General features: G+C 69.3%; 12 protein-coding genes. 6 read left to right on the top strand and 6 right to left on the bottom strand.

Going from position 1 to position 12,892, the window contains the following annotated elements:
• Positions 1 to 22: 22 nt before the first annotated feature.
• Genes SNE35_RS14895 through SNE35_RS14885 form a run of 3 tightly spaced genes read right to left on the bottom strand, consistent with a single transcriptional unit; the run spans position 23 to position 1,951 of the window.
• A complete protein-coding gene (locus SNE35_RS14895) occupies positions 23 to 604 on the bottom strand; it encodes a DUF4337 domain-containing protein (protein ID WP_320423700.1) in 582 nt (193 codons plus the stop codon).
• 52 nt (positions 605 to 656) lie between these two features.
• Positions 657 to 1,148, bottom strand: coding sequence for a dihydrofolate reductase (locus SNE35_RS14890; protein WP_320423699.1), 492 nt, complete (start codon positions 1,146 to 1,148; stop codon positions 657 to 659).
• On the bottom strand, positions 1,145 to 1,951 hold the full coding sequence (locus SNE35_RS14885) for a thymidylate synthase (RefSeq protein WP_320423698.1): 807 nt from the start codon (positions 1,949 to 1,951) through the stop codon (positions 1,145 to 1,147). Before SNE35_RS14885 ends, SNE35_RS14890 begins: the two co-directional genes overlap by 4 nt.
• A 133-nt stretch (positions 1,952 to 2,084) precedes the next feature.
• On the opposite strand from SNE35_RS14885, the gene SNE35_RS14880 reads away from it, so the two are divergent.
• The 6 genes from SNE35_RS14880 (at position 2,085) to SNE35_RS14855 (ending at position 9,858) form a co-directional block, all read left to right on the top strand.
• Positions 2,085 to 2,831 carry a LiaI-LiaF-like domain-containing protein gene (locus SNE35_RS14880; RefSeq protein ID WP_320423697.1) on the top strand — a complete coding sequence of 249 codons (747 nt, stop codon included), beginning with the start codon at positions 2,085 to 2,087 and terminating at the stop codon, positions 2,829 to 2,831.
• A 13-nt stretch (positions 2,832 to 2,844) separates the two neighbouring features.
• Complete coding sequence (locus SNE35_RS14875; protein WP_320423696.1) at positions 2,845 to 3,897, top strand: sensor histidine kinase; 1,053 nt, start codon at positions 2,845 to 2,847, stop codon at positions 3,895 to 3,897.
• Positions 3,894 to 4,640, top strand: a complete 747-nt coding sequence (locus SNE35_RS14870) for a LytR/AlgR family response regulator transcription factor (RefSeq protein WP_320423695.1) — start codon at positions 3,894 to 3,896, stop codon at positions 4,638 to 4,640. The genes SNE35_RS14875 and SNE35_RS14870 overlap by 4 nt, the downstream gene beginning before the upstream one ends.
• 35 nt (positions 4,641 to 4,675) lie before the next feature.
• Complete coding sequence (locus SNE35_RS14865) at positions 4,676 to 5,200, top strand: gamma carbonic anhydrase family protein (protein WP_320423694.1); 525 nt, start codon at positions 4,676 to 4,678, stop codon at positions 5,198 to 5,200.
• Between the two features lie 15 nt (positions 5,201 to 5,215).
• Positions 5,216 to 6,178, top strand: a complete 963-nt coding sequence (gene hslO / locus SNE35_RS14860; protein ID WP_320423693.1) for an Hsp33 family molecular chaperone HslO — start codon at positions 5,216 to 5,218, stop codon at positions 6,176 to 6,178.
• A gap of 95 nt (positions 6,179 to 6,273) precedes the next feature.
• On the top strand, positions 6,274 to 9,858 hold the full coding sequence (locus SNE35_RS14855; protein WP_320423692.1) for a hypothetical protein: 3,585 nt from the start codon (positions 6,274 to 6,276) through the stop codon (positions 9,856 to 9,858).
• Positions 9,859 to 9,958: 100 nt separating this feature from the next.
• Here SNE35_RS14855 and SNE35_RS14850 read toward each other — a convergent pair whose 3' ends face one another.
• The 3 genes from SNE35_RS14850 to pnuC are packed head-to-tail and all read right to left on the bottom strand — an operon-like array spanning position 9,959 to position 12,892.
• Positions 9,959 to 11,620 (bottom strand): bifunctional metallophosphatase/5'-nucleotidase, encoded by a 1,662-nt coding sequence (locus tag SNE35_RS14850; RefSeq protein WP_320423691.1) that lies wholly within the window; start codon positions 11,618 to 11,620, stop codon positions 9,959 to 9,961.
• Positions 11,604 to 12,272 (bottom strand): ATP-binding protein, encoded by a 669-nt coding sequence (locus tag SNE35_RS14845; RefSeq protein WP_320423690.1) that lies wholly within the window; start codon positions 12,270 to 12,272, stop codon positions 11,604 to 11,606. The genes SNE35_RS14850 and SNE35_RS14845 overlap by 17 nt, the downstream gene beginning before the upstream one ends.
• Positions 12,269 to 12,892 carry a nicotinamide riboside transporter PnuC gene (gene pnuC, locus SNE35_RS14840; RefSeq protein WP_320423689.1) on the bottom strand — a complete coding sequence of 208 codons (624 nt, stop codon included), beginning with the start codon at positions 12,890 to 12,892 and terminating at the stop codon, positions 12,269 to 12,271. The genes SNE35_RS14845 and pnuC overlap by 4 nt, the downstream gene beginning before the upstream one ends.

The following is a 12,892-nucleotide window of genomic DNA, read 5'->3' as shown; positions in this document are numbered from 1 at the left end:
CCTGACCCCACGGCGACACCGCTCAGTGGTGCAGCGCGGCGACGACGCCCAGGCCGATGCCGATCAGCGCGGCGACGATCGTCAGGTTCTCCAGCCACTTCTTCTTCGTCAGCAGCGTGATCGCCGCCATGGCGATCGAGATCTGCAGGGCCGTGGTGGCCTGGGCCCAACGGTGGTGCTCGTGCAGCTCCTTCTCGCTGCGTTCGTCCCACTCCTGGGATTCCTTCTCCAGCTTCTCGGCCTCGTCCTTGATCTCGTTCTTTTCCTTCTCGTAGCGGGCGATCTTGTCCCGGTACTTGGCCTTCTGTTCCTCGGAGGTGCTCAGGTCCATCGCCAGCTCGGCCATGTTCTGCTTGCTGCTCTTTGCCTGGAAGTAGTTCCACTGGTTGGACGCCGCGGTCTTGTGGATCGCTGCGTCGTTCTTGTAGAGGCCCGCGTTCGCCTGAGTCAGGCCGCCCATGTAGCCGAAGATCGCGCCGATCGTCGCCACCAGCGCGGTCATCACCGCCACCTTGCTGGCGAAGGAGTCGTGCGAGCCGTGTTGCGCCACGTGCTCGATCTCGTGATCGTGCGGGCCGTGGACGTGGAAGCCTTGTCCGGACATGGTGTGTTCCCTCGAGGAAGAATTGGTGTTTGTCTGTCGTGCAGGTAACGGATTATTTGCGCTGATACGTGACGAAGTCATAACGCCAGCCCTCGGCTGACATCTGCGTCGCCCGCGCCGTCTCCTCGAAGGCGCTGCGATCCCAGGCCGGGAAGAAGGCGTCGGCGTCAGGGAAATCGGCCTCGACCTCGGTCAGCTCCAGCCTGTCGGCCAGCGGCAGCGCTTGCGTGTAGATCTGCGCGCCGCCGATCACGAACACGTCGGCGTCGCCCGCGCAGGCGGCCAGCGCCTCCTCCAGCGTACGGAACACCTCGGCACCGGCCAGTTGCAGCGCCGGCTGGCGCGACAGCACGATGTTGCGCCGGCCCGGCAGCGGGCGGAATCGCTCGGGCAGCGAATCCCAGGTCTTGCGGCCCATGATCACCGCATGGCCCATCGTCAGCGCCTTGAAGCGCGGCAGGTCGCCGGGCAGGTGCCACAGCAGGCCGTTGTCGCGGCCGATCTCGCGATTGCGGCCGAGGCCGACGATCAGGCTGAGCCTCATACCGCCACGGGCGCCTTGATGGCCGGATGCGATTCGTAGCCCTGCAGCTCGAAGTCCTCGTACTCGTAGTCGAAGATCGAGGCCGGGCGGCGCTTGATGTGCAGCTTCGGGAAGGGCAGCGGCGTGCGGGCCAGCTGGGTCTGCACCTGCTCGAAATGGTTGCTGTAGATGTGGCAGTCGCCACCGGTCCAGACGAAGTCGCCCAGTTCCAGGTCGCACTGCTGGGCCAGCATCTGCGTGAGCAAGGCGTAGGAAGCGATGTTGAAGGGCACGCCCAGGAAGATGTCGGCGCTGCGCTGGTAGAGCTGGCAGCTGAGCTTGCCGTCGGCCACGTAGAACTGGAAGAAAGCGTGGCAGGGCATCAGCGCCATCTTGCCCAGGTCGGCCACGTTCCAGGCGCTGACGATGATGCGGCGCGAGTCGGGGTTGGTCTTGAGCTGCTTGACGACTTCGGCGATCTGGTCGATGTGGCCGCCGTCCGGCGTCGGCCAGGAGCGCCACTGCACGCCGTAGACAGGGCCGAGATCGCCGTCCGGCCGTGCCCATTCGTTCCAGATCGTCACGCCGCGCTCCTGCAGCCAGCGGGCGTTGGAATCGCCGCGCAGGAACCACAGCAGCTCCAGCACGATGGATTTCATGTGCACCTTCTTCGTCGTCACCAGCGGGAAGCCCTGGTTCAGGTCGAAGCGCATCTGGTGGCCGAACACGCTGCGCGTGCCGGTGCCGGTGCGGTCGCTCTTGGTGGCGCCGTGCTCGAACACGTGGCGCATGAAATCTTCGTACTGGGAGGTGGCGGCGGTCATCGGGCCATTTTAGAAGCGCGCCGCGCCGACGTTCGTCGAGGGCTTCCGTCCGTTGACCGAAAAGCGGCTGCGCCCTGAGTGGCAATCTGGGATGCTGCGCGCACTTTCCAATCTTTAGTTTCGGGAGCCCACCGTGTTCCACCGTCAGCTCAGCCGGCTCGTCATCGGCCTCTTCATCATCGGCGTGGGCCTCGTCGCCCTGCTGGACAACGCCCGGCTCTTCGATGCCGGCGTGCTGCGCCCCTACTGGCCGATGGTGCTGGTGGTGCTGGGCGTCGTGCGCCTGTTCAGCTGGCGCAGTTTCTTCGGCAGCGCCGCGCTGATCTTCGTCGGCCTGCTGCTCACGGCCCAGAACCTCGGCTATCTGTATCTCCATTGGCGCGACTGGTGGCCGGTGCTGCTGATCATCGGCGGCGCCAGCATGCTGCTGCGCGGCAGCCGCTGGGACGGGCAGCGCTGGCAGCGCCGCCAGCTGCGGCGCGAGGCACGCTGGGCGCGACGCCATGGCATGGCGCTGCCGGCGGGGCTCGGCACCAGCACGCACGTCGACAACAGCGATCGCGTGGACGTCTCCACCACGCTGGGCAGCCAGGTCCTGAGCAACGCATCGCAGAACTTCCAGGGCGGGGAACTCAGCGCCGTGATGGGCAGCATCGAGCTCGACCTGCGCGATGCGGCCATCGCGGGCGACGCCGCCTTGCTGGTCAAGGTCGTCATGGGCGGCATCGAGATCAAGGTGCCGCGCAGCTGGGCAGTCAGCGTGCGGGCGGAGCATGTGCTGGCCGGCGTCGACGACCGCACGGTGCCGCCGGTCGCGCCCGCCGGGCGGCTGCAGATCGGCGGCGAGGTCGTGATGGGCAGCGTGACGATCCGCAACTGATGCACCCTGCCTGATGCATCCGGTTTTTGCCGACTACCGCCGCCTGCTCGGCTTCATGGGCGCCTGCCTGGGCGTGGGCGCGCTGCTGGCGGGCTTGCTGAGCGTCTCGGGCCAGGGGCCCTGGCCGCGCGCGCTGCTGTTCGCGCTGCCGGTCTGCGTGGTGTACGGCTTTGTGGCGCTGTCGTCCTACTTCCTGTGCCGCGGCTTTGCGGACCGGCGCTGGCCGGCGCTACTGGCGCTCTACGCGGCGGCGCCGGTGGTGGCGGCGCTGAGCTGGCTGGGCCTGGCCGTGTCCTGGAACTCGCTCGGCACGCTGATCGGCGCGGCGCCGCTGCTGGTGCTGACGCCAGCGGCCTGGCTGATGCTGTTCGCGGCCGGCGGGCTGCTTTACCTGCTGGCGCTGCTGGCCCACGAGGTGCTGCTGGCGGTGGAGCGCGCGCACCAGGCCGCACAGGCGGCGGAACAGGCACGCACGCTGGCGCGCGAGGCAGAGCTGCAGCTGCTGCGCGCGCAGGTCAATCCGCACTTCCTGTTCAACTGCCTGAACTCGATCAGTGCGCTCACGCAGATCGAGCCCGCCGCGGCACGCGACATGGCTATCGAGCTGGCGCAGTTCTTCCGCGCCACCCTGGCCCTGGCCGATCGGCCGCAACTGCCGCTGGCCGACGAGCTGGCGCTGTGCGAGCAGTACGCCGCCATCGAGCTGCGGCGCTTCGGCGCCAAGCTGGCGCTGCAGTGGCAGGTGGAGGAGGCCGTGCGCGCCTGCCTGGTGCCGGCGATGAGCCTGCAGCCGCTGCTGGAGAACGCGATCAAGCATGGCATCGGCCCGCTGGCCGGCGGCGGCACGGTGCGGCTGGCGGCGGGCATCGAGCAGGGTCAGCTCAAGCTGGAGGTTAGCAACCCGGTCGACCCGCTGGCGGCACCGCAGCCCGGCCACGGCCTGGGCCTGCGCAACCTGCGCAGCCGGCTGGAGGCGCTGCATGGCCCGCAGGCGCGCATCGCCTGGCAGCGTCTTGGCACGGACTTCGTCGTGACGCTGCTGCTGCCCGCCACAATGCCCCGATGACGACGATGCTCACCGCCCTGATCGCCGACGACGAGGCGCTGGCCCGCCGCCTGCTGGCCGAGTACCTCGGCGCGCATCCGCACATCCGCCTGGTGGCAGAGTGCGAGGACGGCGAGACTGCGCTGGCCCGGATCGAGGCGCTGGCGCCGGACCTGGTCTTTCTCGACATCCAGATGCCGCGGCTCTCCGGCATCGAGGTGCTGGAGCTCAGCGGCCGGCGCCACGGCGTGATCTTCACCACCGCCTTCGATGCGCATGCGATCAAGGCCTTCGAGCTGCATGCGGTCGACTACCTGCTGAAGCCCTTCTCGCAGCAGCGCTTCGACGCGGCGCTGGCTCGCGCTGCGCAACTGCGCCAGGCCGCGGCCATCGACCCGCAGGCGCTGGCCGTGGCCGCGCGCGGCGGGCAATACCTGCAGCGCCTGCTGATCCGCGAGCGCGAGCAGGTCCACGTGATCCCGGTCGAGCAGATCGACTGGCTGGAGGCCCAGGGCGACTACCTGGCCGTCCATGCCCAGGGCCGCAGCCGGCTGAAGCTGCAGAAGATCTCGGAGATCGAGGCCCAGCTCGACCCGGCCGCCTTCGTGCGCGTGCACCGCTCGGCCATCATCAACGTCGCCGCGCTGGCTGCGATCGAGCGCCATGGCAGCGAGGGCCATGCGGCGCGGCTGCGCAGCGGCGCCCTGGTGCCGATCAGCCGCAGCGGGCTGGAGCGCCTGCGTAGCGTCACGGGCAGCCTCTAAAATCGCCGCTTTGCCCAAGCGGAGGCGATGGCGGCATGGCGATCTATCAACTGGGCGATCTGGTCCCCGACGTTCACGAATCCGCCTGGGTGGCCGACAGCGCCGAGGTCTTCGGCCGCGTGACCTTGCATGAAGGCGTCAACATCTGGTTCAACGCGGTGCTGCGTGGCGACAACGAGATGCTGACGCTGGGCGCCGGCTCCAATATCCAGGACGGCTCGGTGCTGCACTCCGACATGGGCTTTCCGCTGACGCTGGGCGAGGGTGTGACCGTCGGCCACAAGGTGATGCTGCACGGCTGCACGGTGGGCGACTACTCGCTGGTGGGCATCGGCGCGGTGATCCTGAACGGCGCCAAGATCGGCCGACACTGCCTGGTGGGCGCCGGTGCGCTGGTGACCGAGGGCAAGGAGTTCCCGGACGGCTCGCTGATCGTCGGCAGCCCGGCCCGCGTCGTGCGCGCGCTGGAGCCGGCGCAGATCGAGGCTTTGAAACTGACCAGTCGCCACTACATAGAGAACGCCGCCCGCTACCGTGACGGGCTCAAAAGACTGAAGTAAGCAAGAAATAAAGCCATGAGTGAACTGCACAAATTCCTGTTCGAAGGCCTGCCCGTGCGCGGCATGCTGGTCCGCCTGACCGAGGGCTGGCAGGAGGTGCTGCGCCGCCGCGAGGCCGCGGGCGCCCATCCGCCGGAGCTGCGCGCGCTGCTGGGCGAGATGGCCGCGGCCGGCGTGCTGATGCAATCCAACATCAAGTTCAACGGCGCGCTGGTGCTGCAGATCTTCGGCGACGGGCCGGTCAAGCTGGCCGTGGCCGAGGTGCAGCCGGACCTGAGCTTTCGCGCAATGGCCAAGGTCGTCGGCGAGGTGCCGGACGGCGCGCGCCTGGAGGCGATGCTGAACGTCCACGGCCAGGGCCGCTGCGCGATCACGCTGGACCCGAAGGACCGCCTGCCCGGCCAGCAGCCCTACCAGGGCGTGGTGCCGCTGCACGGCGACCAGCGCGAGCCGCTGCAGAAGCTCTCCGAGGTGCTGGAGCATTACATGCTGCAGTCCGAGCAGCTCGACACCAAGCTGGTGCTGGCCGCCAACGATGAGGTCGCCGCCGGCCTGCTGATCCAGCGCCTGCCGGTGCAGGGCGAGGGCAACCTCGAAGGCCAGGGCGCGCGCAACGAGGACGACATCGGCCTCTCGGAGTCCTTCAACCGCATCTCGATGCTGGCCGCGACGCTGACCGCCGAGGAACTGCTGACCCTGGACGCGGACACGATCCTGCGCCGCCTGTTCTGGGAAGAGGACGTGCGCCGCTTCGAGCCGCAGCAGCCGCGCTTCGCCTGCACCTGCTCGCGCCATCGCGTGGGCCAGATGCTCAAGGGCCTGGGCCGCGAGGAGGTGGACAGCGTCATCGCCGAGCGCGGCGACGTGGAGATCGGCTGCGAGTTCTGCGGCCTCAAGTACCACTTCGACAGCGTGGACGTGGGCGAGCTGTTCTCCGACAGCCTGGCCCAGGCGGGCGGCTCGGACGCCGTTCAGTAAGGTCCTCAATGCGGTGGAGCGCGCGGCTTGACCCCGCGCGCCTGAACTGAGATGGTCCGGGATGCTCTTCCCTGAGCGTGCCGGAGGTTCTCAGCATGGCGGACGATGCCACCCGCAGCAGCCGCATCCCCTGGGCCGGCATCGCCGTGCTGCTGGCCTTCATCGCCAGCACGCAGTTGGTGCCCAAGGCTTTCGACGTGCTGCGCCCGCCCGAGAAGGAGCGCGCGCAGGCGACCGTCAGCCGCGACCTGCCGGTGGACGCGCGCCTGTGGGAAGACCCCTTCGTCGCGCTGCGCCGCTACCAGGCCGAGCGTGACGAGCGCTGCGGCAAGCTGGGGCTGGATGCCGCCGCGCTGCAGCGCTGCAAGGGCCTGAAGCCGCTGGGCGACACGCCGGACGTGCTGCGCAATGCGCTGCTGCGCCGCTGGCTGGCCGAGCCGCACCGCGATGCCGGCGTGTCCGATGCTGCGTTCGAGCAGGCCCGCCAGGCGGCGCAGACCGAGCAGACCCTGCTGCTGGCCGCGCTGGTGCCGGGCCACCCCTTCGTCGGCGCCGAGGAGAGCCGGCGGCGCACGCGTTACGCGGTGCTCAGCGGCCTGATGTCAGCCGGCTTCGTGCCCGACGATTCCGAGCACATGGGCCTGATGTCGATCGACCACCGGCTGATCGCCTCACGCCAGGACGCCTCCGCGCTGAAGAAGGACAGCATCGACCAGCGCTTCAACGTGCCCTTCGAAGTGCTGAGCCCGGACCGCAGCAGCGCGCCGGTCGTCACGCTGAAGGACGGCAGCTTCCGCCGCGTGCTGGTGATGTGGGTGGACGAGAGCGCGCTGCCCAGCCCCAAGCTCGATGCGCTGGCGCTCTTGATGACGCAGCTGTACGGCCAATGGAGTTGCGCAGCGCCGCCCGGCAGCGTGCGCGCGGATCCGCAGCTGGCGGTGATCGGCCCTTCGTCCACCGACGCACTGCGCACCGCGCTGCGCGACCTCGACCGCGCCGGTGATCGGCCGGAGCGCTACCAGGGCCTGGGCGCTGCGGCCCGCTGCCGTGGCGCAGGGCCGGGGCTCAACGAACTGCAGCAAGGCTACGCGCTGCTGGCCGGCGGGCGCTTCTTCAGCGCCGCCTCCACGGCCGCCGAGCAATACCTGCCCGAGCTGGGCGGCGCCAGCGTCAAGAGCTTCCTCAGCCGCAAGTTCGACGAGGTGCTGCACCCGGATCATCCGGGCGAGGCGAAGGTGTCCTTCGAACGCACGATCGCCACCGACGACCGGCTGATGGACCTGCTGGTGCAGGAAATCAAGCGCCGGCTGCCGCCGGGCAAGCCGCGCCGCGTCGTCATCGTCACCGAGCACGACTCGGCCTATGCGCGCGCGCTGCTGGCCGAGGCGCGCCGTCGGCTGGACAGCGAGTCCGACGACGAAGGCCCCCGCTACCGGCTGCTGCTGGAGCCGGCCTACTACTTCCGCGGCATCGATGGCGTGACCACGCGCGACGCGGCCGTGGCTGCCGCGAAGCCGAGTGCCGACCCTGCGGCGGCGATCGAATGGCCCGAGGCGCGCGACCAGCTCGACTACCTGCGCCGCCTGAGCGATGCGCTGAAGGACAGCGATGCCGACCCGGGCAAGCCGCCGATCGCCGCGATCGGCGTCGTGGGCTTCGACGTCCATGACAAGCTGCTGGTACTGCAGGCGCTGCACGCGGGCTTCGAGGACCGGATCTTCTTCACCACCGACATGGACGCGCGCTTCGTCCACCCGCGCGTGCTGCCCTTCACCCGCAACCTGATCGTCGCGACCAGCCTGCCGCTGGAAGTGCAGGGCACGCGGCGCGACAGCGGCCACGGCATCGAGCCGGCCAGCAGCTACTTCCGCGACGTCTACCAGAGCGCCGCCTACCTCGCCGCGCGCCAGGCCGCCTGCCTGGACCGCGCCTGCCGGCTGCACGAGGCGCGCGACGTGCAGAGTCGGCTGGAGAAGCCGCTGCTCTACGAGATCGGCCGCACCGAGGCGGTGATGCTGGACAGCCCCGCCGCCAAGCTGCTGTCAGGAAAGGCCGATCGCGGCCAGGGCCTGATCGCCGGCATGCTGCTGGCGCTCCTGATGATGGCGCTGCTGTTCTGGCCGTCCACGCCCTCGCTGCGGGCGCTGCGCGCGACGATCGTCAATTTCGACGAGGACCGCAACCGCCGGCCGATGCGCAAGGCCGCGGTGGTGCTGGCTTCGATGCACCTGGTCGCGCTGGTCTATGCCTTCTGCATGATGGTGGCCTTCCTGCGCCGCGATGTCTTCGTCGAGAAGCCCTGGCTCGCGGTGCTCGTGTTCGTGCTGGCGGCGCTGGCCCTGGGGCCCTATCTGCTGCTGGCCGGGCGGCTGCTGCTGAAGGGCGCGCGCCGCATCGCCGGCCGGCCCGCGGCGCGGATCGCGCGGCCCCGGCGGCCGCTGCTGAGCAGCCCGGTCTACTTCGTGATCGTGCTGCTGATGTGCGCCTGCGCGGTGGCGCTGGTCTGGCGGCTGCAGGGCGTGGAGGAGACCGGCGGCGAGACGATCGCCTGGTTCGAAGGCATCAGCGCCTGGCCCACCGAGCTGTTGCACCTGGCGGCCGTGGTGGCGATCCTTTGGTCGCTGGACGTCGCGCTGGACCAGGTGTTGAACTCGCTGAACGAGGACACCGAGTGGCTCTGCATGCCCATGCTGCCGCGCTACACCTCGGCCTGGGCCTGGCTGCGCCACGTGTCGGTGATGCGCTGGCGGCGGCCGGAGAGCCGCTCGTCCGACGTGGCGCTGCTGTGGCGCGAATACCGCTGGCGCGGTGCCGGCCGGCCTCGCATGGTGCGCATCGCCGCGAGCTACGTCGGCACGGCGGTGCTGGCGCTGCTGCTGTGGTGGGTGTTCAGCGGCGGCAGCGCGAACATCGCCGGCATTCTTGGCGGCACACGGCTGATCGACGTGCCGGTGCGTGGCCTCTACCACCAGCGCCTGGTGCTCGCCACCTTGGCGCTGATCCTTCTGCTGCTGCCGCTGTCCGTCGTGCTGGTGGCCGACGCGACCTTGCTGGTCTACCGCTTCGTTATCCATCTCGACCAGGGCCGCAGCTACTACCCGCGCGCCACCTTGCTGCGCTTCGCGCAGGGCCTGGGCGATGCGGCACGCGCGCAGCTCTGGTGCCGCACGATGCAGCGCCAGCCGCACGAACGCACGCCCGACAACGCGGCCGACGGCGTCCACACCTTGCTGGACGACTGGATCGACATGCAGCTCGTCGCGCGCCGCACCAGCCGCATCGCGCCGCTGGTGATCGGGCCTTTCGTCGTGCTGGGCATCTTGCTGCTGGCCCGCAGCCGCGTGTTCGACAACTGGTCGATGACGCCCGCCGTCGCGCTCACCGCCAGCGCCTACCTGCTGCTGCTGATCTTCCTCAGCGCGCTGCTGAAGAACGCGGTGGAAAACACGCGCAGCCACGCGCTGGAACACATGAGCGCCGACCTGCGCTGGCTCAAGGGCCAGAAAGGCCCGCTGGCCGAGCTGGTCGCACCCTTCGAGGCACTGATCGCCGAGGTCCGCACGATGAACGGCGGTGCGCTGGCAGGGCTGTTCGACCAGCCGATGCTGAAGGCCGTGCTGATCCCGCTGGGTAGTGCGGGCGGGGCGCAGCTGCTGGACTATGTGAGCTTGCTGAAATGAAAGACCACGACGTAGGTTGGAGTGAACGCAGTGAACTCCAACGCCTGATGGCTTGACGCTCTGTTGGAGTTCGCGATGCTCACTCCAACCTACGGGCACGTTAGTTGATCCGCATCACCCGGTCGCGCGCGCTCGGCTTCGTCAGCGGTTGCGAGGACAGGAACTGCTCCAGCGCGTCGATGTCCATCATGCCGGTGAGGGCGACGGTGCCGGCGGTGAAGCCGGGGAAGCCGTCGCCGCCGGAGGCGAGGAAGGCGCTGACGGTGACGCGGTAGCTCGTGTCGTCGCGCAGCGGCTGGCCGTCCAGGCTGGCGGCGGTGATGCGCTGGCCCACCGGTCGGTTCGCGTCCCACTGATAGCTGAAACCCTGAGAAACCTGCAGCGGCCGGAACTTCGGCTGGTTGAGCCACTGCTGCTCCAGCACCTGGCGCAATTGCGCTCCGGTGAGCGTCAAGGTGATCAGGTTGTTGTAGAAGGGCTGGACGGTGAAGGCCTCGCCGTAGCTGACGGCGCCGCTGTCATGGAAGCTCAGCTCCGAGCGCACGCCGCCGATATTGGTCAGCGCGATCTGCGCCTTGGCGGCGCGGCGGGTGGCGGCGAGCTGCGCGTCGGCGATCAGCTGGCCCATCGTCGTCGCGCCGGCGGCGTCGGGCTCGCGGGTGAAGGTCTCGCTGATGTGGCCGACCACGCGGTGCACCAGCGGCGCCGAGAGCTTCTCGTAGCCGGCGATCAGCTGCGTGGTGTCCGGGTCGGGCTGGAAGCGCTCATGGTCGACGAGCACGTTCTCGGCCTGCGCGGAGATCACGTCGCCGGTCTTGCGGTCGAGCTTGACGTCGATCGCGGTGACGAGGTTGCCGTACTTGTCGGCGCTGGTGACGAGGCGGCCGTCGATGCGGCAGTTGTAGCCCTGGTGCGTGTGGCCGCTGACGACGAGGTCCACCGCCTTGTCCAGCTTCTTGACGATGTCCACGATGGCGCCGGAGAGGGCGGGGCACTCGTTGTAGCCGCCGGTCGGGAAGCCGCCTTCGTGGATCAGCACGACGATGGCCTCCACGCCCTGCGCGCGCAGCTCAGGCACCAGGCGGTTGACCGTCTCGGCCTCGTCGTCGAAGCGCAGGCCGGCGACGCCGCTGGGGTTGACGATGCCGGGTGTGCCCTTCAGCGTGAGGCCGATGAAGCCGACCGGGATGCCCTCGAAGCGGCGGATCTCGTAGGCCGGCAGCAGGGTCTTGCCGGTAGCCTCGACCACGGTGCTGGCCGCGAGGTACTGGTATTTCGCGCCGGCGAAGGTGTGCCCGCCCTGGCAGCCAGTGACCGGGTGGCAGCCGCCATGCTGACGGCGCAGCAGTTCATCGGCGCCGCGGTCGAACTCGTGGTTGCCGACCGATGACAGCGCCAGGCCCATGCCGCCCAGCGCCTCGATCGTCGGCTCGTCGTTGAACAGCGCAGACAGCAGCGGGCTCGCGCCCATCAGATCGCCGGCGGCAACGAAGACGTTGTTCGGATGTCCGGCGCGCAGTTCCTTGACCGTGCTGGCCAGCCAGGCGGCGCCGCCAGAGCGCACGGTGATCTTCTTCGTCGGGTCCTGCGGATCGCGCACCTTGATGCCCTCGGCGGAAGGCAGCAGGTTGCCGTGGAAATCGTTCAGCGCCAGGATGCGCAGCTCGACCGGGGCTTGCGGTGGTGGAGGCGGAGGCGCCGCACAGGCGGCGAGCAGCAGGGAAGCGAAAAGGATGGCTGATCGGCTAGCGCAGGTCTTCATCCGGCGCATTGTGACGCTGGAACGACAGGTGTTCACACTCCGGAACATCGCAATCGCACTGCCAGCGCCAGTCGGGCAGGGCGGCCTGGCGGTTTTCGAGGCGGGTGAACAGGCCGGTGCCCGGCCGGGCGAGCAGCCGTGTGACGGCATCGAGCGCCGAGTCCAGCCGTGCGCGCCCCTGGCCGCTGACGATCGACCAGCCGAGGCCGCCTTCGATCAGCGCGCGGCGGATCAGCGCGTCGATCGGTGGCCGCACGTGCGGGCCCTCGCGCTGCAGGCCATCGAACTCCCAGTCGATGTCCAGCGCGGTCAGCAAGGTGATGTCGCAGCGGCGGTGGAAGGCCTGGCCCTGCTCGATCAGCGAGCGGTCGCCGAAGATGTACTCGCTGTAGATCGCGGTCATCAGCGGGGTCGTGTCGCAGACGACGACGTCGTGCGTCAGCGCGGCGGCATCGATCGCGGCGGCCTGCTCGGCGGCGATGGCAGCCTGCTCGTCGGGCCGCGGCGTGCGGCCTTCGCGCTCGCACCAGCCGCGTAGCAGCTCGGGCACGGCGATGCATCGCATGCCGGTCGATCGGGCGAGCTCCTGCGCGAGCGCCTGCGCCAGCACGGTCTTGCCGGTGCTCTCGGCACCGACGATCGCGATCTTCATGTCGCCGGGACGAGTTGCCGGCGCCAGGCCCGCCAGCCGGCCACCGACATCGGGATGAACACCGCGTAGAGCACGACGGTGAGCCAGTAGCCCTTGAACGCGAACAGCGCCACGCTGACCGTGTTGACCAGCACCCAGACCGGCCAGTTCTCCTGGTACTTGCGGCCCAGCAGCCACTGGCCCAGCAGGCTGGCGACGGTGGGGAAGGCGTCCCAGTAGGGCAGCGGCGAATCGGTCTGGTGCTTCAGGAACAGGCCCAGCAGCGGCCAGGCGCAGAGCGTGACGAGCAGCGCGAGGGTCAGGCCTTGCCGATCGAGCCGGCGCACGTGTAGCGCATGGCCTTCGCCATCGGTGCCGCGCAGCCACTGCCACCAGCCCCAGATCGCCAGCGCCGCGAACAGCAGCTGCAACGAGGCCTCGCCATAGAGCTTGCCGCTCCAGAACAGCAGGAAGTAGAGCAGCGAGGACACCAGCGCCAGCGGCCAGGCCAGCACATGGACCCGCATATTGCAGACGACCATCCAGATCGACAGCACGAAGGCGATCACCTCGGTCCAGGTGATCGGGCTGCCCAGCAGCGTGAAGGCCGGCAGGCCGACCCAGTCCAGAAGCCCCGCCAT

The sequence above is a fragment of the Roseateles agri genome, from assembly GCF_034043675.1.
Taxonomy (GTDB): Bacteria; Pseudomonadota; Gammaproteobacteria; order Burkholderiales; family Burkholderiaceae_C; genus KK5.
The sequence above is the reverse complement of the archived record's forward strand: the minus strand, read 5'-3'. Positions and strand labels throughout refer to the sequence as shown.